Annotated in this window: 19 protein-coding genes; 9 read left to right on the top strand and 10 right to left on the bottom strand. The window is 52.4% G+C overall.

The features are described 5' to 3' along the window. The first annotated feature begins 61 nt into the window (after positions 1–61). The gene (locus B4O97_RS15040) at positions 62–1507 is read left to right on the top strand and encodes an aminoacyl-histidine dipeptidase (RefSeq protein WP_083052057.1); all 1446 of its coding nucleotides are present in this window, start codon (positions 62–64) and stop codon (positions 1505–1507) included. Here the strand turns inward: B4O97_RS15040 and B4O97_RS15035 are convergent. Both B4O97_RS15035 and B4O97_RS15030 read right to left on the bottom strand, forming a co-directional pair. Beyond that, complete coding sequence (locus tag B4O97_RS15035) at positions 1504–1791, bottom strand: 2Fe-2S iron-sulfur cluster-binding protein (protein WP_083052055.1); 288 nt, start codon at positions 1789–1791, stop codon at positions 1504–1506. The genes B4O97_RS15040 and B4O97_RS15035 overlap by 4 nt on opposite strands. A gap of 21 nt (positions 1792–1812) precedes the next feature. Continuing rightward, entirely contained in the window at positions 1813–2862 is a 1050-nt protein-coding gene (locus B4O97_RS15030; RefSeq protein ID WP_083052054.1) for a sensor domain-containing diguanylate cyclase, read from the bottom strand. Between the two features lie 93 nt (positions 2863–2955). Here B4O97_RS15030 and B4O97_RS15025 point away from each other — a divergent pair, with 93 nt between their 5' ends. Continuing rightward, a complete protein-coding gene (locus B4O97_RS15025) occupies positions 2956–3438 on the top strand; it encodes a PTS sugar transporter subunit IIA (RefSeq protein WP_158084325.1) in 483 nt (160 codons plus the stop codon). Here the strand turns inward: B4O97_RS15025 and B4O97_RS15020 are convergent, their stop codons facing one another. The 3 genes from B4O97_RS15020 to B4O97_RS15010 all read right to left on the bottom strand — a co-directional run bounded on the left by B4O97_RS15020 (position 3439) and on the right by B4O97_RS15010 (position 5289). After that, positions 3439–3780 (bottom strand): TerB family tellurite resistance protein, encoded by a 342-nt coding sequence (locus B4O97_RS15020; RefSeq protein WP_083052051.1) that lies wholly within the window; start codon positions 3778–3780, stop codon positions 3439–3441. A 32-nt stretch (positions 3781–3812) separates the two neighbouring features. After that, positions 3813–4391: a bifunctional nuclease family protein gene (locus B4O97_RS15015; protein ID WP_083052049.1), complete on the bottom strand. Its 579-nt coding sequence runs from the start codon at positions 4389–4391 to the stop codon at positions 3813–3815. Between the two features lie 64 nt (positions 4392–4455). Further along, positions 4456–5289 (bottom strand): 8-oxo-dGTP diphosphatase, encoded by an 834-nt coding sequence (locus tag B4O97_RS15010; RefSeq protein WP_233143075.1) that lies wholly within the window; start codon positions 5287–5289, stop codon positions 4456–4458. Positions 5290–5461: 172 nt separating this feature from the next. Between B4O97_RS15010 and B4O97_RS15005 the strand changes: the two genes are divergently transcribed. The 4 genes from B4O97_RS15005 to B4O97_RS14990 all read left to right on the top strand — a co-directional run bounded on the left by B4O97_RS15005 (position 5462) and on the right by B4O97_RS14990 (position 11034). Continuing rightward, the gene (locus B4O97_RS15005) at positions 5462–6466 is read left to right on the top strand and encodes a TAXI family TRAP transporter solute-binding subunit (RefSeq protein ID WP_083052048.1); all 1005 of its coding nucleotides are present in this window, start codon (positions 5462–5464) and stop codon (positions 6464–6466) included. Positions 6467–6527: 61 nt separating this feature from the next. Further along, positions 6528–8564: a TRAP transporter permease gene (locus B4O97_RS15000; protein ID WP_083052046.1), complete on the top strand. Its 2037-nt coding sequence runs from the start codon at positions 6528–6530 to the stop codon at positions 8562–8564. Between the two features lie 438 nt (positions 8565–9002). After that, positions 9003–9713 carry a DnaB-like helicase C-terminal domain-containing protein gene (locus B4O97_RS14995; RefSeq protein WP_083052045.1) on the top strand — a complete coding sequence of 237 codons (711 nt, stop codon included), beginning with the start codon at positions 9003–9005 and terminating at the stop codon, positions 9711–9713. Positions 9714–9852: 139 nt separating this feature from the next. Beyond that, entirely contained in the window at positions 9853–11034 is a 1182-nt protein-coding gene (locus tag B4O97_RS14990; protein ID WP_083052043.1) for a PD-(D/E)XK nuclease family protein, read from the top strand. Positions 11035–11036: 2 nt separating this feature from the next. On the opposite strand, the gene B4O97_RS14985 is transcribed toward B4O97_RS14990, so the two are convergent. Beyond that, the gene (locus B4O97_RS14985; protein WP_083052042.1) at positions 11037–14795 is read right to left on the bottom strand and encodes a phosphoribosylformylglycinamidine synthase; all 3759 of its coding nucleotides are present in this window, start codon (positions 14793–14795) and stop codon (positions 11037–11039) included. Positions 14796–14892: 97 nt separating this feature from the next. Here B4O97_RS14985 and B4O97_RS14980 point away from each other — a divergent pair, with 97 nt between their 5' ends. Continuing rightward, the gene (locus tag B4O97_RS14980; RefSeq protein ID WP_083052040.1) at positions 14893–15795 is read left to right on the top strand and encodes a LysR family transcriptional regulator; all 903 of its coding nucleotides are present in this window, start codon (positions 14893–14895) and stop codon (positions 15793–15795) included. A gap of 10 nt (positions 15796–15805) precedes the next feature. Further along, entirely contained in the window at positions 15806–18001 is a 2196-nt protein-coding gene (locus B4O97_RS14975; protein ID WP_083052039.1) for a bifunctional alpha,alpha-trehalose-phosphate synthase (UDP-forming)/trehalose-phosphatase, read from the top strand. A 1-nt stretch (position 18002) separates the two neighbouring features. On the opposite strand, the gene B4O97_RS14970 is transcribed toward B4O97_RS14975, so the two are convergent. Genes B4O97_RS14970 through B4O97_RS14955 form a run of 4 tightly spaced genes read right to left on the bottom strand, consistent with a single transcriptional unit; the run spans position 18003 to position 22957 of the window. Next, positions 18003–18593: a MarC family protein gene (locus tag B4O97_RS14970; protein ID WP_083052037.1), complete on the bottom strand. Its 591-nt coding sequence runs from the start codon at positions 18591–18593 to the stop codon at positions 18003–18005. Between the two features lie 9 nt (positions 18594–18602). Next, complete coding sequence (locus B4O97_RS14965; RefSeq protein ID WP_083052036.1) at positions 18603–19754, bottom strand: thymidine kinase; 1152 nt, start codon at positions 19752–19754, stop codon at positions 18603–18605. Positions 19755–19757: 3 nt separating this feature from the next. Further along, positions 19758–21599 (bottom strand): ATP-binding cassette domain-containing protein, encoded by a 1842-nt coding sequence (locus B4O97_RS14960; protein ID WP_083052034.1) that lies wholly within the window; start codon positions 21597–21599, stop codon positions 19758–19760. Between the two features lie 5 nt (positions 21600–21604). Continuing rightward, entirely contained in the window at positions 21605–22957 is a 1353-nt protein-coding gene (locus tag B4O97_RS14955; protein WP_083052033.1) for a sigma-54-dependent transcriptional regulator, read from the bottom strand. Positions 22958–23148: 191 nt separating this feature from the next. Between B4O97_RS14955 and B4O97_RS14950 the strand changes: the two genes are divergently transcribed. Further along, the gene (locus tag B4O97_RS14950; RefSeq protein ID WP_083052031.1) at positions 23149–24150 is read left to right on the top strand and encodes a substrate-binding domain-containing protein; all 1002 of its coding nucleotides are present in this window, start codon (positions 23149–23151) and stop codon (positions 24148–24150) included. The last annotated feature ends 108 nt before the right edge of the window (positions 24151–24258 follow it).

Genomic DNA, 24258 nt, shown 5'->3' with positions numbered 1-24258 from the left:
CTTCCGTATGGGCACAATGAGGCATGCATGGTAGGATACGGATTTGACTGGAGGAAGATGAATGGCTGTACTGAACGAAGGAGCAGGCTGTACTGCTCCGCTGTGGAAATTCTTTGAAGAGATGCTCGCGATTCCCCATGGCTCCGGAAACGAGGCGGCCCTGGCGCAATATATCCGCTCCTTTGCACAGGAGCGGAAACTCCCTGTCCGTATCGATGCGGCGGGGAATGTCATTATAAAAAAGCCCGCCTCTCCGGGCTACGAGGATCATCCCCCGGTGGTGCTTCAGGGACATATAGACATGGTGTGCGAAAAAAACGACGGGACCGTCCACGATTTTGAACAAGACCCCATCCGGCCCGTAATAGACGGAGACTGGCTCCGGGCGGACGGCACGACCCTGGGGGCGGACAACGGCATCGGCGTGGCAGCTGCTCTGGCGGTGCTGGACAATCCGGATCTGAAGCATCCTTCCCTGGAAGCACTTTTTACCGTCGACGAGGAGACCGGCCTGAACGGGGCCATGGCGATTACCCCCGACCTGATCGAGGGCCGTCGCCTTATCAATCTGGACTCCGAGGAGGAGGGGGTCTTCTACTTCGGCTGCGCCGGGGGCAGGAACACCTCGGGAAGCCTGGTGCCCTCCTTTGCATCTCCCCGATCCGGCAGCCGGATGCTGCGACTTCGGGTGGAAGGGCTCTCCGGGGGACACTCCGGGGGAGAGATTCATCGGCGCCTGGGAAACGCCCTTCAGCTCGGGGCGCTGGCCATCTGTTCTGCCGAGGCAGAATCCATGGAGATTGTCTCGCTCAGGGGCGGCGGAAAGCACAACGCGATTCCCCGGGAGGCGGAGTTTATTCTTGCCCTGGCCCCCGGGGATATTCCGCGGCTGAAAGAGGCTGCGGCGAAGGTGGAAGTGGATGCCCGCGGACTCTACACCGAGGACAAGCCCGTACGGGTTGTTGTGGAAGAGCTGAAGGAGAAGCCTTCCCGGGTCCTGAAGGACGGAATCCGGATAATCCGGGGGCTCCTTGCCATGCCCCACGGGTCCCAGGAGATGAGTACGGTTGTGCCGGGAATGGTGGAGACCTCCACCAATCTTGCGGCTGTCACCATGGATGATAAGAAGCTTTACGTGCTGACAAGTCAGCGTTCAGCCGCCGGCTACAAGCGGGATATTATCAGCCGCAGGGTAAAGGCACAGCTGGAACTCATGGGCTGCACCGTGGAGTACGAGAGCGAGTATCCCTCCTGGGAACCGAATCCGGACTCTCCTCTGCTGCGCTTTGCCGCCGAGGTATACCGGGAGGTCCGGAAAAAGGAACCCCACCTGACCGCGGTACACGCGGGGCTCGAGTGCGGAGTGATCGCCGACAAGGTACCCGGCATGGACATGGTATCCTTCGGACCGGACCTTGAAGGGGCCCACAGCCCGGACGAGAGGGTCAGTATTCCCTCAACGGAAGCCTTCTGGTCCTTCCTGAAGGAACTCCTGGCCCGGCTCTAATCCTTCGGGATCTCGATGCTGACATCCCCGTAGGCAAAGGTTTGACAGGCGAGACGCAGGCCGGCGGCCAGGTTTTCCTGCCCCAGCCTGTTGAGCTCGTTTTCTCCCACGGGATTCAGGAAGCGGGAACCTTCCAGTATGCGAATCCTGCAGGTTCCGCACTGGGTTTTGCCTCCGCATTTGTGCTGAATCGGATGGCTGTTCCTGAGAAGGGTATTCAGCAGGGACACTGTCGCAGACAGGGGATAGCTCCTGTTTTCCGGCTGTACGGTCAGTCTGGCCATGGTTTCTCCTGAAGTGTTGAATTACTGTGCCAGTACAACCTGGTTCCGACCCTGTTCCTTGGCCTGGTAGAGGGCTGTATCGGCGCGTTTGATAAGGGATTCGCTGGTAAAATCCCGTTCAGTCTCAAGCTCCGCAACACCGATGGAAATCGTGGTTTTGACGGTTTCCCCTTCATATGCGAAGTCTTCCTGGCTGATTTTTCTGCGGATTCTCTCGGCAACAAGAAGGGCCATTTTACTGTCCGTATCCGGCAGAAGAACGGTAAATTCCTCTCCTCCGTAGCGGGCGGCAATATCCCCCCGTCGTATACTGCCCCGGATCAGGTCAGCCACCTTGATCAGCACAAAATCCCCGCAGCTGTGACCATGGGAGTCATTGAAGGCCTTGAAATGATCTATGTCCAGAAACAGAAGCGACAGACTGCTCTTGTTCCTGCAGGCCTTTTCAAAGGCCTCGTTCATGGAGGAGAGAAAATAGTGGCGCAGCCTTAGTTTGGTCATCATGTCGGTAATGGCCATTTCGTAGAGCAGGGCGTTGTAGATTGCCATGGCCGCAAAGGGGCCGATAATCCGTATCTGTTCCAGAATTTCCGGGGAGATTAACCCCGGGGATGTCCCCTGTCCCAGGACCAGGATACCCATTACCGTATTTTTGGCTGTCAGGGGTACAATCAGTCCGGGGGTCAGCTTTTCGAGAACGGTGAGGCTATCCTCTCCGGCGGGCAGAAGGGTGCTGAGTTCTTCAAGGGTACAGGGACAGGCCTGCTCCTGCACCAGTTGCATAAAGGGAGATTTTCCCTTCAGGGTATAGTCAACGCGGTGGTCAATCTGAAAGCCCCGGTAATTCCGGTAGAGACTCAGATCTCCCTGGTCAAACTGGTCCCGAATAAAAAGGCCCACCTGAAGAAGCCGCAGATGTCCCATAAAGACGAAGAGAATCGACTCGATCAGGATTGGAAACTCCAGGGTTGCGTTAAAATCCCGGCTTATGCGTATAAGCTTTTTAAGATCGGAAATCTTTTTTTCGTACCCGGCCTTTATCTGTTCTAAGCTCCGATCTTCGCTGCTCATCTTCCTGATCCTGTTTACGTGTAGTTGTTTCTATATTTAAGCGTAAGAAGCTGGTACAAAACGGACGATACTAGAGGTATGGAGGATTCAGCCATGGACTACCATCACCTCCTCCCCCCTTCGTCGGTACTTGTTCCCCTTCGGGCCGAAACCAAGCAGGAAGCCTTTGACGAACTCTTTGCAGGGATCAGCATGCTGCGGACCCTGGACCGGATACATGGTCTCAAGGAGGCAGTCCTTCGCAGGGAACTCGAGGGAAATACGGGTATCGGGCATGGCGTCGCCATGGCCCACGGAAAACTGCAGAGTCTGACGGATATTTTTCTGTGCCTCGGAATATCCATGCATGGTATTGAATACGGTTCCTACGACGGTGAGCCTGTGCGTCTTCTGTTTGTGGCGGCCAATCCGCCTTCCATGCAGGGAGTGTATCTTCATATGCTTGCGGTGCTTTCCCGGTACCTGCACCTGGCAGCCTTTCGGGAGCGGATAATCAACAGCGAAGGGCATATTGCCCGGGTCCTCCTCCACGGAGCGCTGGATACCATAGGCAGCGGGTATGCCATAAGCGCCTGACTACTGGAAATTCCAGACCCTTTCCAGGTCGCTGATAAGTTCGAGTTCATGTTCGTCAGGAAAACCCTCCCGCAGACTGATCTCCCGCAGGATGGACAGAATCAGCTCCTGAATGTCCTTCTTCTGGATCTCCTCCGCCATCTCCCAGAAGGATTCGCTGTCTTTTACAACCGCTTCAAACTCCTCCAGGGCAGCAGGAAAGTCCCGGAAGGGGAGATCAGATTCGAGCTCTTCTAGTTCCGCAAGTTCATCATCGCCAAAGCGGCCGTCCGCCATGATGGCGCTCTTGATGCAGCCGGCGAGAAACATCTTCGCTTCCCAGTCCAGTTGTGAAATTCTCATGATCGCCTCCTTTCGCTCTGCCTGTAGGAGAGCTACTCTGCTTCTTCATCCCCCTGGGGGAAGGTTTCCGACAGTCTTTGCAGCTTGTCCCGGATCTTCGCGGCTTCCTCGTAGTTTTCGACCTCCACGGCCCGGTTCAGCTCCTCTTCCAGACGCCGCTTCTCCTGTTCGTAGGGGTTGGATGCCACCTCTTCGCTGCCAGTGCTTACGGCGGATACGGAAATCCCGGCTTCATCAACCACGGATTCGTCAATATAGACTGGACATTTGGCCCGTACGGCTATTCCGATGGAGTCGGAGGGCCGGGCGTCGATAATCAGTTCCTCGCCGTTCGTTTTACTCAGGATTATCTGGGCGTAAAAGGTTCCCTCCTTGAGGGCGGTTATCTCGATACGCTGCAGCTCGGCGCCGAGCATGGAAAAAAGGGTAATGAACAGATCGTGGGTAAGGGGACGGGGCATGGGGACGTTTCCAAGCCCGATAAGGATGGACTGCGCCTCCAGCTGACCGATAAAGATCGGAACAGCGGATTCGCTGCCGATGGGACGGACCAGAACGGCGTTGCCCTGGTCTGTTCTGGCAATTGTCCATATTTCGGCTTCAACTAACATCAGCTACCTCTGTTTACCCCTCAAGTATAGCATAGGGAATTTTTGTATCAGGATCAAATAATAATCACTTTCCATCCAGGCTGGTAATTCTGTGGCTCAGCATCGTATCTTCATCGAATACGAATACCCCTTTGAGCTTTTCTCCTTTCAATGCCCTGGGAATCCAGAGAGGATCATCCTCCCACATGCGGTCCCAGGGGATTTTATCCAGATCGCACCAGAACGGATCGGCCTCATCGGTTTCCGTCATCTCGCCCTCGAAGGATGCGGCAAAAAATGCCCTGCCGTGAAGGGAGTACCCGTTGGTAAAAACAAAGGAGAGCTCAACCCGCTCTTCCGGGTCCAGAGGGGTAAGACCTGTCTCTTCCCGGGTCTCCCGTATCGCCGCTTCTCTGGGGGTCTCCCCCGCTTCGATACGTCCCCCGGGGAGGTTGATCTTTCCCTTTCCGAGACCCGTTTTTTTATGAATCATCAGCACCCGGCCTTCGGAGACGATAAAGCAGAGTACCGCATGTTCGGTGGGCTCCCAGGTGTCCCAGTCTATATCATCCACGCTGCGGGGACCGCAGCTGCAATCCGGGGAATCGATATAGAGGATCTCCTTCAGAGAAAAGCGTTTTCCGCATTCCCGGCAGCGGGGCGAAAAGATGAAGATCTTTTCCCGAAGCATCCCCAGGTAGGCAGCCACGGCCAGTCCAAGGGGCAGATAGCTGACGGGGGGGAGAGCGAAATGCCGGATAATCTGCAGTCCCACCATAAAAAGCAGAATTCCCACTGCGATAAAAAGACTGGCGAAACGTTTCTGTTCCCCCAGGTCCTGATACTTTCTCTGGGTCATGTTGAATACAAGCACAGCCGCAAGCAGATAGAATACGGCGGAGGCAAATTGATCTGTCATGAAGAAACCCTACCCATCTGCAGCTGTTTAGGTCAAGTAAAGCAGGGTATTATCAGATTCTGAATAAACACCGGCAATTTATGAGAAAATGAAAAGAATCAAGTTGAAACTTGTAATATCCTCAAAAATCCAGTATTGTATATCCACAATTATTATTCTATAGGAGAATCATATGAAAAAAATCCTCGTTTTCTCCCTGCTTGTGCTTCTGCAGGCTGCGCCTCAGGTCTTTGCAGGCGGACAGGGGCAGAGCAAGTTTGTCACCATCGGTACCGGCGGAGTAACAGGGGTCTATTATCCCACCGGCGGTGCCATAAGCCGTATGGTAAATGCGAAGTACGATGAATACGGCATCAAAGCGACGGTGGAGTCCACCGGCGGTTCGGTATATAACGTGAACGCAGTTCTAAGCGGCGACCTGGATTTCGGGATTTCCCAGTCCGACCGTCAGTTCCAGGCCTACACCGGTCTTGCTGAATGGGAAGAGAGCGGTCCCCAGAAGGAGCTGCGCTCGGTATTCTCCATTCATCCCGAGGCGGTTACCCTGGTGGCCAGCGTTGAGAGCGGGATTGAATCGGTGGCGGACCTTAAGGGAAAACGCGTCAACCTGGGTAATCCCGGTTCCGGAAACCTTCAGAACGCCCTGGATGTTCTCGCCGCGGCGGGACTCTCCGAGGCTGATGTGCAGGCGGAAAACGTAAACGCCGTGGAAGCCCCGGGGCTTTTGAATGACGGTCGTATCGACGCCTTTTTCTATACCGTCGGACACCCCAACGGGAACGTCAAGGAAGCAACCGCCGGCCGGGTGAAGGTCCGCATTGTCAATATCGACGGAGACGTTCTCAAGGCCCTGACGGACAAGTACTCCTATTATGCCAAGGCTGTTCTTCCCGGCAAGGAGTATCCCATGGCGGCCAACACCTCCGATCCTGTTACCGTGGGAGTAACGGCTACCCTTGTTACCTCGACCAAGGTTCCGGAGGATGTAGTGTATGCCATTACCAAAGAGGTTTTCGAAAACTTCGACGATTTTAAAAAACTGCATCCGGCATACCAGAACCTGACCAGGGAGAGTATGCTCAAAGGTCTCTCCGCCCCGATTCACAAAGGTGCCCTCAGGTACTATGAAGAAGCGGGATTGACCGAATACATCAACCCGGCGCTTATACAGAAATAAACGAACGTGACTGCGGTGCATGCCCTGCACCGCAGAATTTATATTTTTACAGGAGCAGTGCATGTCCAAGGAGTGGGAAAACGAAACCGCGGAAGAATTATTAAAAGAGGAACTGGGTCTTATCCGTGATAAGCGGCCCATAGACAGGATCCTCTTCGGTACCATCGCGGTATTATGGGCCCTCTTCCAGCTTGCTCTGCCCAGGCTTGTGGTTCTGGACAGCGTTACTGTCCGGGCAATCCACCTTGCCTTCGCGGTGGCCCTGGTCTATCTCGGTTACCCGATTTCCAAACATAAAAGGCGAATCAAGTTTCTCCATGCCGTGGACCGGATACCCATAATCGACTTCTTTCTGGCCGCCGCGGCGGTTACGGCGGTGCTCTATGTGGTGTTTGATTACGAAGGAATCGCCTCCCGGGCGGGACGCCCCATCGGGCGGGACCTGGTATTCGGTTTTGTGATGATCCTTCTGGTGCTGGAGGCTTCCCGGAGGGTTATCGGGATGCCCCTGGGGACCATCGCCGTGCTTTTTACCGCCTACGCTTTTCTGGGGCCCTATCTGCCTCACTTTATCGCCTACCGGGGGGTCAGCGTCAGCAAGTACCTGAGCCAGATTGCCCTCTCCACGGAGGGAATTTTCGGAATTCCCCTGGATGTTTCGGCGAACACGGTCTTTCTCTTCGTGCTTCTGGGGGCGCTTCTGAACCGGACCGGCGCGGGCTTCTATTTTAACGATCTGGCAATCTCCCTTCTCGGGCGTTACAAGGGCGGACCCGCCAAGGCTTCAGTGGTCTCCTCAGGACTTACCGGGCTTGTTTCCGGGTCCAGTATCGCCAATGTTGTTACCACCGGGACCTTTACAATTCCGCTGATGAAGAAGGTCGGGTATCCCGGACGTATTGCCGCCGCCACTGAAGTGGCCGCCAGTACCAACGGGCAGCTCATGCCTCCGATAATGGGAGCCGCCGCCTTTATTATTGCCGAATACCTGAGTCTGCCGTATATGGAGGTCGTCAGGGCTGCGGCAATCCCCGCTTTTGTCTCCTACTTCGCCCTCTTTTATATTACCCATCTTGAGGCTTCAAAGCGGGGTATGGAGGGGCTGCCGAAGGAGGAGTGTCCTCCCTTCTGGACCGTCCTGAAAGGGGGCTTCCATAATTTGATTCCCCTCTTTGTTCTTCTGTACGAACTGATGATAATGCGCCACAGTCCGAAGCTCTCGGCTTTTACCGCAATTGTGACCCTCTTTGTCGTGCATCTTGCACGGGAGATATTCCTGGCGGTCAGGAAAAAAGAATCCCCCTTAAAGGCATCCTGGGCAGTGGTCCTTCTTGTGGGAAAGGGAATGATCGAAGGTTCCCGTAACATGCTGACCGTGGCCCTTGCAACCGCCACGGCGGGAATCGTTGTGGGTATCGTGAATATGGGAATCGGCAGCATGATCGTCCAGGTGGTGGAGTATATGGCCATGGGAAACATATTCCTGCTGCTCTTTATTACCGCCGTGGCGAGCCTGATTATCGGCATGGGGCTGCCCACAACCGCCACCTACATCGTTATGGCCTCCATTACCGTACCGATCATTCTCCAGCTGGGGGGCGGCATGGGAATCATTATCCCCGCCATCGCCGCCCACCTCTTCTGCTTCTACTTCGGGATTCTCGCCGACGATACCCCGCCGGTGGGTCTTGCGGCATATACCGCCGCCGCCATTGCCGGGTCCGACGCCATAAAAACGGGTATTCAGGGCTTTATCTACGACTTGCGGACGGCGGTGATCCCTTTCATGTTCATCTTCAATCCCGACCTGGTACTCCAGGGAGTGCGGGGCTGGCCGGTATCCATGCTGATCTTCGTCATGGCGATCTTCGGGGCCTTCGCCTTTACCAATGCCGTGCAGGGCTGGTTTCTGCGGCAGAACCGCTGGTACGAAATCCCTGTTCTGCTTTTGGCTTCCTTTATTCTCTTTAATCCCGGTTTTTTTGCCGGATTATTCGGGATTGCCCATGAACTGCGCTTCATGCTCTACCCTGCGGGTCTGGCTGTATACGCTGGGGTGTATCTGATGCAGAAGGTGAGTTTGAAGGCGGCTGTGTAAAGGCAGGTTTATTGTAGCTGGCTGAAGAGGAATATCCATTGCCGAATTCCGGCTTTTAGCACAGTGCAGTTTGCATACAGATTACACGTACCCAAGCGTCTGATTGAAAATGTATGCCCGGCTAATTGAAAGGTTTGCTTTTTGGAATGACTACTCTTCACTAATTTGGTGTTCCGGACCTGGCTGAAAATGATCAGGATCGGATATGATGCCGCTACCAATCCGCCATTCTCATTACACACTTTCGGACCGCCTATTTTCATTGTTTCAGTTGCAGTGGAGCGTCATGAGTAGAGTATCTTTAATTTATAAAAATCTCTTTTCTTCATGGCATTTAGCAGTAGTGAAAACAGCACAAACGCCCGGAAAAATCGGTCGAGAGCCTTGTTTATAAATACCCACTCTGGGCTAACAGAGTAATTGATAAAGGAGAAATGTATGTCAGACAGTGTTCCCACAATTTATCGAATTTTAATGTATAGCGAGGCTCTTACTGAGTGTATGGAATTAATTGAAAAGAGATATCATAATCGTTCTCAAGAAGTTAATTATCCAGCATTTGATATCGAGGAGACATATGGCAAAATTGAATATATATGCGGACGAGAAGAATGTAAGGATGATTATGTATCGAAAATGTTGTACAAGAAATTGCCAACAATGGAATTTTTAAAGAGATTATCAATAACGAAGAAAATTCCATGCCTGGTTATTAGCATAAATCAATCCGCAGATGCGATTATGATGGACTTATTGTCTGCTATGTGTGCTCTTGATGTTCATAGGTTAAGAACCGGGAATTTCCAGCCTTGTCATTTTCATAGGATAACTAAAGCAGGAGGGGCCATTTATGATAGAAAATCATATTTCTTGGTTTTTTCAAAACCTGAAAGTATTAGAAGAATTCAGGATGTAAAAAGATTTGTAAAAGAAAAATTCATTTCCTTTGTTTTAATCTTATACAAGCAAAGCAACGATAAGTACGTAGTCGCAAATTCAAACATTATAAACCGAAAATATCTTGATCTACTTGCCAAATATTTATCAGTCCCTATAGGTTTATCCAGAATATATCTCGATCTCCGAAACGATGTTATAACTCAAGAAAATGAGGAAGATTCAGTTCGACCGAGACAGAGCAATAATTAATGAGATTTCTAAAGGATGGTGCACCAATACTGAATGTCTTTGAATAATCCAAGTTGAAAGTTGATGAAGATTATTGACAGCATATTCAGAGGAAGTTGCTTTATGGTCATATTAAAATATTTCTTGTGAGGAATTATCTATGTCTGTATTGAAGACAATAATCGATATCTCAGGAAAACTATATACCTTAAAAAATGATAATCTCAATTTACTTCTTTCCAGTAATGTACTCCGGAGAGAACTTCTTCATTCAGACATTATAGCTAAGCTTATAGATACGAATTATGATGGCAGTCTGGAACGAGTCAGACTTCTATTTAGGTGTCTTCAAATTAAAGAATTCCCCAATTATTCACTAAAAGATCCAAAATCGATCATAGTTTCAAGAGAAACAGATAATATAGATATTCTTATAGAATTATTGAATGAGAAGACTGCAATAATAATCGAAAACAAAGTTGATGCCCGCGATCAGCCTGCTCAAATTAGTAACTATGTAAAAACTTTAAAAGGGGAGAAATACAACTATAAAGAAGAATCGATACACGTTGTCTATCTTACTCCATTAGGCTGGGATCCATCAGTTGATTCCATCGGAGATTATACGGGACCGATAACGCCATGTTCTTATAAAGAGCATATTATTAAGTGGTTGCAGACTTGTGATGATACGCCTGAAGCTTTTGGTAATGACAATATCCGCTGCAATATACGATTATACAGGGAGATGATAGAAGAAATGGTTAATGATTCCTTTAATGAAAGAGAAGCGGCAAGTGCTGTTTTCGAGGAGGGTTCAATAGAACCGAATCAGACACGCTATGTACTGAATGCATCACAAAAGAGATGTCATGTAATGTTTTTACAAGAACTGATGCAGGAGCTACAACAACGTGGCTTAAAAATCGAAACAGACGTAAATGAAATCAAACAAAGTGCTATTGAAGGTGATGATTATGGGTTCTGCGTTACAATGTCCGAACAGTATAATTGGGTGGTTGAGTTTAACTGGAATAATGGTAATTATCGCTTAGGGACAGGATTACAGCCTGTCTCACCTGGAACCACAGATCAGAACGTGAAGGATAGAATTGAGCATATCGTGAACAAGAAATCTATACCTTGTGATGAATTAAACCCAAATGACTATTGGTACCTTTGGCGAACCACGAATAGTAGTGGAATTGGCAATTTTAAGAAAAATAAAGACAATGAGTATGCTTCTTCAATTGAATGGCAGAAATGGGCAAAAGAATATGCTGATAAATTTCTCGATGATTATGATTCATTAAAGAGAGTATTCACTGAATATAATTCATAGGATTACCCGAAGTACTCCACACCCGCCTTGAACAGCCCCTGGTCCTTGTTCCCCGGTATGTTCCGATAAAGCCCGGGGCGCCAGCGCTCGGAATGTCCCATCTTGCCCAGGATCCTTCCGTCGGGGCTTACCAGGGCCTCCACCGCTCCCATGGAACCGTTGGGATTGGCCGGTCCTTCCATGGTCGGCCTTCCCGACTGGTCGGCGTAACGGGCGGCGATCTGCCCGGAATCTTCCAGTTTCTTCAGAACCTCCGGAGCTGCCACAAAGCGGCCTTCCCCGTGGGATACGGGTATCCAGTGAAGTTCTCCGGGTTTTGTATGCGTCAGCCAGGGAGAGGAGGCGCTGTCGATCCTGGTTACCACAAAGCGGCTGACGTGGGAGTCGATGGTGTTGAAGGTCAGGGTGGGGCTGTCCGCCTTCAGGGGAGTAATCCGTCCCCAGGGAAGGAGCCCCAGCTTTATGAGGGCCTGAAAGCCGTTGCAGATTCCCAGGACAAGCCCGTCCCTGTCCAGGAACTCATGGATCGCGTCTGTCAGCTCGGGGTTGCGGAAAAAGGCGGCGATAAACTTTCCCGACCCCTCCGGCTCGTCTCCTGCGCTGAAGCCGCCGGGGATCATCAGGATCTGGGCTTTCTTGAGCCCTGCGGCCATCCGGGCGATGGATTCATCTACCATCCGGGGGTTCAGGTTGCGAACGACGGCAAACTCAGGGAGCGCCCCCTCCCTGCGGAAGGCGGCGGCTGAATCGTATTCGCAGTTCGTCCCGGGGAACACGGGAATCAGGACCCGGGGGGAAACCTTTGGACCTGTGTAGCTGCGGGCTGCAGTCACCGCGGATTTCTTCTCCCCGCGGACTTCCACCTTCCCTGATGCTTCCGCCGGCGAAGGGGCGATAGGGAATACCTTGAGGAGGGGATTCCTCCAGGCCTCCAGAGCGGTGTCGAGGGGCAGAACCTCCGTTCCGAACCTGAGTTCTCCCCCGGCGATTACCCGGCCGATTTCCCGGCAGGGGAGACCCTGGAAAAGCTCCCGCCATGGGCTGTCCGTGGATACCTCCAGGATTATGCTGCCGTATTCCAGGCGGAAGAGGTCCTCCCGCGCGACGCTTCCGTCGATCTCCACGCCCAGTTCGTTGCCGAAGGCCATCTCCGCAAGGGCAGCTGCGATACCTCCGGCCCCAATGCTTCTGGCGCTGCGGATAATTCCGGGTTCCGCTGCGTGAATCCTGCCGTAGGTTTCCGCCGCGATTTTCAGGTCCGGCAGGTAATCGTCGTCCCGGGGAATGCTCAACAGAAGCAGCGTACTGCCGGCCACCTTGAGCTCCTGGGAAATTACCCGCTCCGCCGTGACGGGGGCGACTGCAAAGGAGACAAGGGTCGGGGGAACGTCGAGCTCTTCGAAGGAGCCGGACATGCTGTCTTTGCCTCCGATGGCGGGTGTTCCCAGGGCGCGCTGGGCGTGGAAAGCACCAAGAAGGGCCGCCAGGGGTTTTCCCCAGCGCTTCGGGTCCTTCCCCAGCCGTTCGAAATACTCCTGCAGGGTAAGCCGGGTTCTGCGGTAGTCTCCCCCCATGGCGGTAATGCGGGCGACGCTCTGCAGTACCGCGTAGACGGCTCCGTGATAGGGGCTCCAGGAGCTGATCCTGGGGTCGAAGCCGAAGCTCATCAGGGTGGCCGTGTCCGTTTCACCTTCCTCCAGGGGGAGGAGGGCCGCCATACCGTCGGAGGGGCTGGTCTGGGTCCTTCCGCCGAAGGGCATCAGGAGGCTGCCAGCCCCGATGGTGGAGTCGAAGAGCTGGCCGAGCCCCTCCTGGCCGGCAGAGTCCAGCCCGGAAAGAACAGAGAGGAGCTGTTCAGAAAAGCTGCGGGACCGCTTATCGAGATCGAAGGGAGGTTCCTCAGTCAGGGGCCCTTCGATACAAGCACTGCTCTGCTGTTCCGCTCCGTTGGTGTCAAGAAAGTCCCGGGAAAGATCGACGACGGTACTGCCGTTCCAGCGCATCACGAGACGCCCGGAGTCGGTAACCTCGGCGATCCTTGTGGCCTCGAGGTTCTCCTCCGCTGCCCGTCGGATAAAATAATCCAGGTCCCCGGCCTCGATTACCAGGGCCATGCGTTCCTGGGACTCGGAGATAGCGAGCTCCGTGCCGTCCAGACCGGCATATTTCTTGGGGACCGCGTCCAGGTTTATCTCCAGTCCCGGGGCCAGTTCTCCCACGGCGACGGCAACCCCTCCCGCGCCAAAGTCGTTGCAGCGCTTGATGCGCCGGGAGAATTCCTGATCCCGGAAGAGGCGCTGCAGTTTGCGCTCCGTGGGGGGATTGCCCTTCTGGACCTCCGCACCACAGCTTGCCAGGGAATCCTGGGAGTGCTCCCGTGATGAGCCGGTGGCCCCGCCGATGCCGTCCCGACCGGTCCTGCCGCCTACCAGGAGGATCAGGTCTCCCGGGGCCGGTTCAAGACGGCTGACGTTGCGTTCCGGGGCTGCGCCGATAACCGCTCCGATCTCCATGCGCTTGGCGATGTAACCGGGATGATAGAACTCGTGGACCTTCCCGGTGGCTATCCCGATCTGGTTGCCGTAGGAGCTGTAGCCCCGGGCCGCTGTGGTGCAGATGCTCCGCTGGGGAAGTTTTCCCGGCAGAGTGTCCGCAAGGGCTGTCCCGGGGTCTCCCGCTCCGCTGACGCGCATGGCCTGGTAGACATAGGAGCGGCCGGAGAGGGGGTCCCTGATTGCCCCGCCCAGGCAGGTGGCGGCCCCGCCGAAGGGTTCGATCTCCGTGGGGTGGTTGTGGGTCTCGTTCTTGAACATCACTAGCCAGGGCTCGGGTTTGCCGTTCACCCGGGCCTCCACCCGGATGCTGCAGGCGTTTATCTCTTCCGAGACCTCCAGATCCTCCAGCCTGCCGTCTCCCCGGAACTCCTTCATGACGATTACCGCCAGGTCCATAAGGGATACCGGCTTTTTGGGGGAGCAGAGCTTCTTCAGTTCCAGGTATTCCCGGTAGGTGGCTTCGATGCGCCGGGATATTGGATTGTCTTCGAAACTGATTTCTTCCAGACTGGTCAGGAAGGTTGTGTGCCGGCAATGGTCGGACCAGTAGGTGTCCAGTACCTTCAGTTCCGTCTCGGTGGGGTTCCGCTTCTCCGTGTTACGGAAGTAGTCCCGGCAGAGGGCCAGGTCGGCCTCCGACATGGCAAGGCCGTAACGGTTCATGATGTTCCTCAGGGTCTCTCCGTCGGCATCCATCAGGCCGTCCACCAGGGGGATCTGAGCAGGTTCCGGGGCTTTCAGTTCCAGGGATTCCGGCAGATCAAGGGAAGCCTCCCGGGACTCCACGGGGTTTATCAGGTACTCCCGGATGGCCGTCATATTCTCAGGGGAGATGTCGCCGGTGAAGATCCAGACCCCGGCAGCGCTGACCGCCGGCGGAGCAGCGTGGGTCATCAGCTGAATCGCCTGGGTGGCGGAGTCCGCCCGCTGGTCATACTGCCCGGGCAGGGCTTCGATGGCGAGGACATGGTCTTTCGGGCTCAAGACGGGAAGCTCGTAATGGACCCTGTCCACCGGAGCCTCAGCCAGAATTGTCTCCGCAGCGGATCGGAACTCCGGTTCCGAGAGGCCGTCGATATCGTAACGGTGAAGCAGACGGGCGGCGTGGATTCCCCTGATTCCGAGGCTCCCGGAAATCTCTTTGAGGGTGTGCTGCGCCTCGTGGGCAAAGGGGGACAATTTTTCGACGTAAACCCGTCGGACCATGGGGGCCTCCTGCATAATCTGGACTATGCGCTCATGATAGCGGAATCTTGAACTTTAGTAAAATTAATGTTATTTATTTATAAGATAAGTTATACTAATGGATATCGATTACGAACTATATAAAATCTTCCATCGTGTCGCCGGTGCGGGCAGTTTTACCAAAGGTGCGGAGGAACTGCACATTACCCAGTCGGCGGTAAGCCAGGCGATCAAGAACCTGGAATCCCGGCTCGGGACTCCCCTGTTCCTGCGGGACGGAAGGCGCATACGCCTCAGTCATGAGGGAGAGGTCCTGTTCCGTCATATTTCCCAGGGTATCCTCAATTTTTCCGCCGGTGAGCGGAGTCTCAAGGAGATGGCGGGCTTTGATTCCGGGGAGGTGAGAATCGGCGTGGGGGATACCATCTGCCGCTATCATCTGATCCCCATCTTCAAGAGCTTTGCCGAGGAGTATCCGGGGATCAGGATCCAGGTAAAGAACCGGACAAGCTCCGGAATCCTCTCTCTGCTGAAAAACGGCAGCATCGATTTCGGTATAGTCTCCCTTCCTGCAGGATCGGGGCAGTATACGATACAGCCCTTCCGAAGGGTCAGGGATGTCTTTGTGGCCTCCCGGCGTTTTGAAGAACTGCGGGGCGGGCGCTGCAGAATCGAGAACCTGGCGGAATATCCCCTGCTCCTTTTGAACGGTGAAAGTACCACCCGCAAGCTGCTGGATCACTTTCTTCAGTCCCGGGGAATAAAGGTCGTTCCCGCCATAGAACTCGAGAGCATGGATCTGCTGGAGGAGTTTGCAAAGATAGGATTCGGCATTGCCCACGTGGAAGAGATGAGTATTCAACGGGCAGTTTCCGCAGGGGAGCTGTTTATTATTAATACAGAACCGGCCCTGCCCGACAGGGAGCTCGGAATTGTCAGCCTCGGCGCCTCCCTGCCTTCCGGGGCGGCGAAGCTGATGCGTGAGTACATCCTTACCCGGGAGCCGGTTACGACGATATAACGAGGAGTATATGGCAAAAATTATCTATGTATCAAACCGGCTTCCGGTAACGATTAATCGTAATCCCGAAAGCGGAGAGTACAGTTTTACCCGCAGTATCGGCGGGCTGGCAACGGGACTGAGTTCCGTTCACAACGAAGGCGGAAGCCTCTGGGTGGGATGGAGCGGCCTCCACGAGGAGGATGTATCCGGTTCCGACGCGGAGGAGCTGAAGCGCCTCCTGATGCGGGAGGAGAGCTGCGTACCCTTTCAATTGTCCAGGAAGGACTTTGAAGATTTCTACCTAGGCTTCTGCAACGAGGCCATCTGGCCCCTGTTCCACTACTTTCCCAACCGGGCCCACTACCATACCGACCAGTGGGAGGCCTATTTCCGGGTGAACCGGCTTTTTTTTGAAGAGCTCAAACCATATATTGAACCGGGAGATACAATCTGGGTCCATGATTACCAGCTCATGCTGCTGCCACAGATGATCCGCGAGGAGTTTCCCGAAGCCCTTGTGGGCTTTTTTCTGCATATTCCCTTTCCTTCCTACGAAATCATGCGTCTGATGCCCTGGCGTGAGGAGATCATGGAGGGCCTGATGGGTTCGGACCTGCTGGGTTTTCATACCTATGACTACGTGCGCCACTTTATCTCCAGCGCCCGCAGGCTTCTGGGCTACGAGTTCAGTCTTGGATATCTGACCGCGGGGCAGCGGCTTGTGCGGGCGGATGTCTTTCCCATGGGGATCGATTACGAAAAGTACAATCAGGCGGACAATACACCGGAGGTTATCTCCGCTCATGCCGAGGTAAAGCGGGAACTGTCGGGAAAGAGGACAATCCTTTCGGTGGACCGGCTGGACTACACCAAGGGAATCCCGGAGCGCATAAAAAGCTTCGCCCTTTTTCTGGACCAGCACCCGGAATATCATGAAAAGGTGGAACTTTTCCTGATAGTCGCTCCCTCCCGTACCGAAGTTGAGGAGTATCAGGACCTCCTGAAGGAGATCCGGGAACTGGTAAGCGCAACCAATGGACGGCACGGCAGCCTGGGCTGGACGCCGATTCATTTCTTTTACCGCTCCTTCTCCTTTGAAGACCTGACCGCCCTATACATGGAGGCTGACCTGCTTCTGGTTACAGCCCTGCGGGACGGGATGAACCTGATTGCCAAGGAGTACCTGGCGGCCCGCAGGGACGATACGGGTGTCCTGATTCTCAGCGAAACCGCCGGTGCCGTCCACGAGTTGGGTGAGTCGCTGATGATCAATCCGAACGACCTGCAGGGTATCGCCGATGCCATCGATACCGGACTGAAGATGGACGTGGAGGATCAGAAACGGCAGAATTCCATCATGAAGCGAAGGATTTCCCGCTATAACGTCCGTTTCTGGGCCAGGGACTTCGTCAGGAAACTGGAAGAGGTCCATGAATACCAGCGTTCCCAATCGGCGAGGAACATGATCGATTCCGTGGAATCGAAAATGCTGGCGGACTATGAAAAGTCCAGGAAAGCCATATTTTTTCTCGATTACGACGGTACCCTGGTGGGTTTCCGGGACAAGCCGGAAAAGGCCCGCCCCGACGCGGAACTTCTTGATATTGTCTCGGCCCTCTGCAAGTCCAGGGGAAACAGGGTCGTTGTTATAAGCGGTCGGGAACCGAAGGACCTGGAAAGCTTCTTCAGCGGAGTTCCCATAGAAATGGCTGCAGGTCACGGAAGCTGGGTCAAGATGAAGGGCAGGGAGTGGGAAAAAGCGGAGCTTTTCTCCACCGAATGGAAGGAAGGCATCCGTCCCATTCTGGAAAGCTATACCGACCGTACTCCCGGTTCCTTTATCGAGGAGAAGGAGTTCTCCCTGGCCTGGCATTACCGCCGCTGCGAACCGGATCTGGCGGCCTTGAGGGTCGGGGAACTGAAGGATTCCCTCTATTCGGTTATCGAGAACATGAATATCGGGCTGCTGGACGGCAACAAGGTCCTTGAGGTAAAGGATTCCTTCGTAAACAAGGGTATAGCAGCTTCCGAGTGGCTCCGGGGAGAGGAGTTTGATTTTATCTTCGCCGTGGGAGACGACTACACGGATGAGGACCTCTTCGATGTTGTGCCCGATACGGCATATTCAATAAAGGTTGGAATGACCCTGTCGAAGGCGAAGTATCATGTAAAAGGATGGAGATCCCTGCGGGGGGTATTGAAGAAACTCGCCCGCCTGGACTGATCTACAGCGTTTGAACGAATGAGCGGATTCCCGTGAACATCATGTCGACTCCGATGGAGGCGACAAAAAGACCGGTGATCCGGATCAGGGCGCCCATCACATTGAACTTGATAAGCGGCTTTGCTATGACCCGCGAAAGCAGCATTGCCGCCAGATTCAGGCCCAGGGCCAGTGCAAGGGCGATGATAACCGTACTGATATGATGCTCGGCGGAGAGTGTAATCACTGCGGTTATTGTCGCGGGTCCTGCAATCAGGGGACTCGCAATGGGGACGATGGAGAGGTCAAGAAGCTTCTGCTGTGAGGAGACCTCAAAGAAAACCCCCTGCCTGAGGGCCATGAAACCGTAAAAGAAAACGACGAATCCCCCGACGCTCTGGAAGGAATAGAGCTCGATATGGAATACCGATTTAAAAAGCAGGTTTCCCCCCAGGGCAAAGACGATCAGCATCGCGAAGGCCACCAGGCTGGATCTCAGGGCAATCTTTTCCACGTCTTTCATGCTGGCCGATTCCGGCAGCATGGAAATTACAGCTATCTTGCTGATGGGGTTGATCAGGGCTGTCAAAAACAGGGCGCTGTTGATTATCATCCTAAAACCTCACTTGAAGGAGAGGGTAAACTGATCCAGGTCCAGGGGACGGCCGTTGTCCCGGAGGGTCTGCTGCATGTATTCCCGGTCGAGATCCAGTTCCCCGACCAGGAGGCGCATCTGGTCTTCTGAGATCAGGTTCTGTTCGGCAAAGAGGAAGATCAGCGCCTTTTCGGCGATACAGGGGACCTTCAGGGCATTCAGATTAACCGGTTCCGGGGATTCTCCCTGAAGAAAACGGTTCTCCAGGTGGCTGTGCAGCCGGGATCGGGTAATATCCGATTTGATCAGTTCAAGTTCCCGGCGGAGGGGTGCAAGATCACCCCGGGAAGCACTCTCTCCCAGGGGTTTCAGCACCAGATAGGTGTACTCCTTCCCCGGCAGGTAGTGGTGCCGGTCGCAACGGGTGCAGTAGTTGGGCTGGCGGGGATCGTCCTTCGTTGTATCCCCGCCGATGACGATCAGGGGATCAAAGTAGAGGGCGGGGCACTCCTCTCCGTCGATCCGGTAATAGCGGTAGGTGTAAAAGGAGTCTTCGATACAGTCCGGGTGTTCACAGTAGGCTGTCAGGGGAAAGATATCCGTGCAGTTTTCCAGCAGGAACTGGGTCGTCCGGTTGAATATGTCCCGCCGGAAATTCAGCACCAGGGTGGGGAATATAAAGACGAGATCGTTCCGCAGCGAGGCCTCCTTGACGACGTAGGCGGTCCGCTCATCGTAGAAACTCGCTTCATCGACAATCCAGGTTCCCGCGTCCGGGTGGTCGTGAATGGCCTGTTCCAGTTCGAAGGAGTTGGATATATAGCAGATATTCTCGCCGCAGCGTTCGTAGCCGCCGCGATAGGCCAGGGCGTCGGCGGGATAGTCTGGGAAGCGCAGTTTGTCCATTACGGAACGGACAAAATAGACGATACGACGGTCCGCCCTTCCGCTGGTTGTCTGCTCCGCCACGGCGCCGGATTTCTGCCTGGCTATACGGGCGTCCCGCCATACCCGGGCGGAGAATTCCGTTTTTCCCGAACCCATGGGTCCGATTACAAGAATCCTGCGTGCCCCTTCGGTAAAATCGAAGTGGTTATAGGAGTGATGTACCTTGAGCCTGGGGAATCCGAGGTTCTTCATGAAGCTGAGGGTTTCGGCTGAGAGTTCGGAGTGCTGCATCCTTTACTCCTTTGCATCGGGTTGTTGGAGCGGTAATCTTATGACAAAGATGCAACCTCCATTGGGATCATTTTCCGCCTGTATTATTCCATTATATTTGCTTACGATTCCATAGCTGACGGAAAGCCCCAGGCCGTTATTTAATCCATTACTCTCTTTTGTGGAAAAGAAGGGAAGAAAAATATCATCCGGGTTTTCTGTCTGAATCCCATGGCCGGTATCACAATGGCGCACCTCAATATAGTGCTTATCGTTAATTTCTGTAAACTGGATCTTGATATTGATTTTTCCGCCTCCGGGCATTGCCTCGAAGCTGTTTTTCAGGAGGTTGAGAAAGACCTGTCGTATCTCATCAGCATTCGCTTTGATATAAAGAGGATCCCGGGCATTATGCACACTTATCTGAACAGAGCGCTTTTTGGCGGAAAATCGTACAAAACGTATCACCTCGTTTATAAGATGATTTATTTCTATGTTGTCTTCCTCAACTTTTCGGTTATCAGTAAAGGAGAGCAGATTTCGTACGATCTTTGCGATGAATGTAACTTCCTCTTTAACATCATCAATCAGACTGATGAGTTCCTGGTTCTGGAAAGAAAGCTTGATATAGTTGAGTTGATTGAGCATTATTTCAAGGGGATTGTTGATTTCGTGAGCAACTCCGGCAGACAGCAGTCCGACGGAGGCCAGTTTTTCCGATAAGACATATTGCTTCTGCAGCTTATCGTATTCAGTTATATCTTCAATTATTATAATGGAACCGATAAATGAGGTTTTATCAAAGATGGGAAGAACACGCAGGTTTGTTACGATTTCGCGATTTCCTATTCTAAGAGGAAGATGATAGAAGACTTCCTCTTTTCGCTTTTTGAGTGCGCTTTGCATGGATGAGCGAAAAGATTCTGATCCCCGGTCGATGATCTGATCGAGGGTCAATTCGATATTTGCATTGTCGTCAATGCCGAAATACTCCTTACAGTACTCGTTTACGAGGCGGACATGTTCCTTCGTATCGATCACTATAAGGTTAATGGGCAATTTGCGTAAAATGGCTTCATTATACTTTAACAGACGATAGAATTCCTGGCTGTATACCCCCGGGTATTTCTTTTTATTGATCTGCGTATATGTCATACGGATGAGGTTTATTTTATCTATATTGTATACATACTCACTTAGAAGAACGGTTCCGTTTCGTATAATGCTGACCCGGTCGGCAAACTCAAAAAGATCATCGATTCGATGGGTAATAAATAAAATCGACATTCCATTGTCTTTCAAGGCATGAAGGAGTTCAATAACCGGCCCCAGGTTTTTTGTTTCGATTTTTTCCAGCGCTTCGTCAAGGATCAGCAGGCTGGGCCTGGATATGACGTGTTTGATGATATCAACCACGGCTTTATCCGACAGGTTCAAGTCCTGGACCCGGGCACTGGTATCGATCGATATTCCATATTTTTTCTTTATGGTATCCACTTCTTCGGCGATGGTATTCAGCTGGCGGCGTCGAAAAAAAGCGGAAGGCTGATGAGCAAAATACAGGTTTTTTATCACCGTAAAATCTTCTATGAGCGGTGTATGCTGATACACCATCTGAATGCCGAGCTTCATTACCTCTTTTAAAGATGTGTTTCCGTAGTGTTTTCCTTTATATAAGAGAGTACCGGATTGAGGGCGGATTACTCCACTGATTACTTTTCCCAGGGATGATTTGCCTGCACCGTGTTCTCCCACGATTCCGTGCACTTCTCCGGGCAGCAGGGACAGGTTAATGTCACGGAGGGCGGGAATGTCTCCGTAGTCAAGATTGATATTTTTAAGCTCAATTAATGGTACTTCCGGCATGGTCTTTATATATCAATATTGTAGCGTTGGATTTTATTGTATAAGGTTCGACGGCTCATTTTAAGGATTCGTGCAGTTTCGCTTTTATTGAACAGGGTATTGTGCAGGGTTTTCTGTATAAGTTCTCTTTCCATGGTTTCACGTATATTGAGTGGATCGTCATCTGAAGAGAACAGATCTTCTTTTCCCATAATTTGCGGAGGAAGATCGCGGTCGGTGATGGTGTCGGAGAACTCGGTAATAGCTGCGCTGTACTCGACAATATTCTTCAGTTCCCGTATATTGCCCGGCCAGTGATACTCCATCAGAATATCGGCAGCTTTGTCCGTCAGTGACTTTGCGGGTATCCCCTTTTTCAGAGAGTATTGTTCCAGAAACGTTTGTGCCAGGGGAAGGATATCGGCCCGTCTGTTTCTCAGGGGGGGGACTCGAATAATAGCGGTATTGAGTCGATAGAAGAGGTCCGCCCGGAAGTCTCCTTTTTTTATGAGACTTTCGATATCCTTGTTGGTAGCCGCAATGAATCGGACATTTATGGATATGGTTTCTGTTCCTCCGATACGCCTGATTTCGTTATGCTGCAGAGTCCTGAGAATCTTGGCCTGTATGGACAGCGACATGTCTCCGATTTCATCCAGCATCAGGCTGCTTCCGTCGGCCTTCTCAAAGACACCCTGAAAGGTCGACTCTGCTCCTGTGTAGGCCCCTTTCTCATGTCCGAAAAGCTCGTTATCAAGAAGCGATTCGGGCAGAGCCGCGCAGTTTATTTTCAGCATCTGCCGGCAGCTTCGCTTTGACTTTCGATGAATTCGATCAGCAATCAGTTCCTTCCCTGTCCCGTTTTCTCCGAGAATCAGGATGGGAAGATCGCTGGGTGCCAGCTTGTCAATCTGCTTGATTATGGAGAGCATTTCTTTACTCTGGGTAACAATCTTTGGAAATGAAGTTTCCTGACCGGGCTGTGACATCCCGGATGAATTTTCCCTGACTGCACGGTCGACAATCTCTCTCAGTTCCTCAAATTCGAGGGGTTTCTGAACATAATCATAGGCGCCGCATCTGAGAGACTGTACAGCAGAATCAATGGATGCGTATCCGGTTATCATTATGACCGGAAGATCAGGGTTTTCATGCTTTACCATTTTCAGGATTTCGATACCATCGTCGCTTCCGAGCATAATGTCCAGAAGGACGGTATCCGGCCGGTTTTTGCGTATTGTGCGAAGAACTTCAGATCCGGAAGTAACGAAGTCTGCCTCGTAACCCAGTTTTACAAAATTCTTGACAAGTGTCTGGCAGACCTTTTCCCTGTCATCCACAACAAGGACAGAGCATTTCTTTTCCAATTGTTGTATCATAATTTCACACACTGTGTAGTTTCATTGTTTTCAAAATGCACACCTTTGACTATACGGCGGCCGGAATATTTCTGTCAACATAAAGTGTATTATTGATAAATCCTTGCTGGGAAAAAGATTATTGATAGTATCTCAAAGATATGCTGTATGTGGCATAAATATTGCTCATAAAAACTGAAAGGAGAAATAGTATGAAGAAACTATTGTTGTGTCTTATTGTAAGCTGTTTTCTGGTGGGAGCTGTCTTTTCTGCCGGTGAACAGGAGGCGACTGGTGATTCCGAAGGAATAACCATTGCTTATGTAACCCCCGCGCTTCATGTTCCGTTCTGGAAAAATGTGTCCGATGGAATAAAGCAGGAAGCGGAAAAGCTCGGTCAGAAGGTAACCATAATTGATTCGGATTCCGAATTGAATGCTGCAACTCAGCTGCAGAACGTGCAGGATCTGATTCAGCGAGGAGTGGATGGAATTATCATTTCACCCACCGACAGTGCCTCCTGTCCTCCGGTTCTTGAACTGGCAAAGGCCGACGGTATCCCCGTAGTTATCAGTGACATTGGAACCGACTCCGGTGAATACGTATCCTTTATCATTTCCGACAACTTTGAAGGTGCCTATCAGGCAGGCGAGTATCTGGCCCGGATCATGAAGAAAAAAGGATGGGAGAACGGAGACGTCGCTCAGATTGCTATCTCCCAGGCCCGGCAGAATGGACGTGACCGCACCGCAGGATTCGAAAAAGCCATGACCGAAGCCGGAATCAACGTCGTTAATCTGCTGCAGTGCAATCAGTATACCCGGGGAGAATCATTCAACTTTACTCAGGATCTGATGGCTGCGCATGAGAACCTTCACGGCCTGTTTACCCAGCACGATGAAGCAAACCTTGGCGCCCTGTCTGCTCTTGAAAATACCGGAGACTACAAGAACATAGCCCACGTCGGATTCGACGGCAGCCCTGAAACGGTTGAAGCAATAAAATCAGGTGACAGGATTGCCGCGGCTTCCATGCAGCAGCCTGTGCTTATGGGCCGGGAGTCCTTCAAGGCAATGTGGAAATACCTGAATGGTGAGACTCCGGAGGAGAGAGTTCTCGTTCCGACCATTCTGGTCACCCGCGAAAACGTGCTCGATGTGGAAGACCAGCTGGCAGATAATGTCTTTCCTGCGGAATTGGAAGCTCAGAAATAAACGAGGGTGTCTCGGCAGGACATATATACATTCCTGTTACCCGGCCGTAAAGCCGGGCAACAGGATCAGTTATTGTGTCCGCAGTGCTTCTGCATAGCATAGGGGATG

The sequence above is a fragment of the Marispirochaeta aestuarii genome, assembly GCF_002087085.1.
Lineage (GTDB): Bacteria > Spirochaetota > Spirochaetia > JC444 > Marispirochaetaceae > Marispirochaeta > Marispirochaeta aestuarii.
This window is presented reverse-complemented; position numbering and strand designations above follow the sequence as displayed.

Excerpts from the sequence above, each read along its gene's own strand:
- B4O97_RS15040 (WP_083052057.1), top strand. The coding sequence starts at position 62 with ATGGCTGTACTGAACGAAGGAGCAGGCTGTACTGCTCCGCTGTGGAAA.
- B4O97_RS15035 (WP_083052055.1), bottom strand. The coding sequence starts at position 1,791 with ATGGCCAGACTGACCGTACAGCCGGAAAACAGGAGCTATCCCCTGTCT.
- B4O97_RS15030 (WP_083052054.1), bottom strand. The coding sequence starts at position 2,862 with ATGAGCAGCGAAGATCGGAGCTTAGAACAGATAAAGGCCGGGTACGAA.
- B4O97_RS15025 (WP_158084325.1), top strand. The coding sequence starts at position 2,956 with ATGGACTACCATCACCTCCTCCCCCCTTCGTCGGTACTTGTTCCCCTT.
- B4O97_RS15020 (WP_083052051.1), bottom strand. The coding sequence starts at position 3,780 with ATGAGAATTTCACAACTGGACTGGGAAGCGAAGATGTTTCTCGCCGGC.
- B4O97_RS15015 (WP_083052049.1), bottom strand. The coding sequence starts at position 4,391 with ATGTTAGTTGAAGCCGAAATATGGACAATTGCCAGAACAGACCAGGGC.
- B4O97_RS15010 (WP_233143075.1), bottom strand. The coding sequence starts at position 5,289 with ATGACAGATCAATTTGCCTCCGCCGTATTCTATCTGCTTGCGGCTGTG.
- B4O97_RS15005 (WP_083052048.1), top strand. The coding sequence starts at position 5,462 with ATGAAAAAAATCCTCGTTTTCTCCCTGCTTGTGCTTCTGCAGGCTGCG.
- B4O97_RS15000 (WP_083052046.1), top strand. The coding sequence starts at position 6,528 with ATGTCCAAGGAGTGGGAAAACGAAACCGCGGAAGAATTATTAAAAGAG.
- B4O97_RS14995 (WP_083052045.1), top strand. The coding sequence starts at position 9,003 with ATGTCAGACAGTGTTCCCACAATTTATCGAATTTTAATGTATAGCGAG.
- B4O97_RS14990 (WP_083052043.1), top strand. The coding sequence starts at position 9,853 with ATGTCTGTATTGAAGACAATAATCGATATCTCAGGAAAACTATATACC.
- B4O97_RS14985 (WP_083052042.1), bottom strand. The coding sequence starts at position 14,795 with ATGGTCCGACGGGTTTACGTCGAAAAATTGTCCCCCTTTGCCCACGAG.
- B4O97_RS14980 (WP_083052040.1), top strand. The coding sequence starts at position 14,893 with ATGGATATCGATTACGAACTATATAAAATCTTCCATCGTGTCGCCGGT.
- B4O97_RS14975 (WP_083052039.1), top strand. The coding sequence starts at position 15,806 with ATGGCAAAAATTATCTATGTATCAAACCGGCTTCCGGTAACGATTAAT.
- B4O97_RS14970 (WP_083052037.1), bottom strand. The coding sequence starts at position 18,593 with ATGATAATCAACAGCGCCCTGTTTTTGACAGCCCTGATCAACCCCATC.
- B4O97_RS14965 (WP_083052036.1), bottom strand. The coding sequence starts at position 19,754 with ATGCAGCACTCCGAACTCTCAGCCGAAACCCTCAGCTTCATGAAGAAC.
- B4O97_RS14960 (WP_083052034.1), bottom strand. The coding sequence starts at position 21,599 with ATGCCGGAAGTACCATTAATTGAGCTTAAAAATATCAATCTTGACTAC.
- B4O97_RS14955 (WP_083052033.1), bottom strand. The coding sequence starts at position 22,957 with ATGATACAACAATTGGAAAAGAAATGCTCTGTCCTTGTTGTGGATGAC.
- B4O97_RS14950 (WP_083052031.1), top strand. The coding sequence starts at position 23,149 with ATGAAGAAACTATTGTTGTGTCTTATTGTAAGCTGTTTTCTGGTGGGA.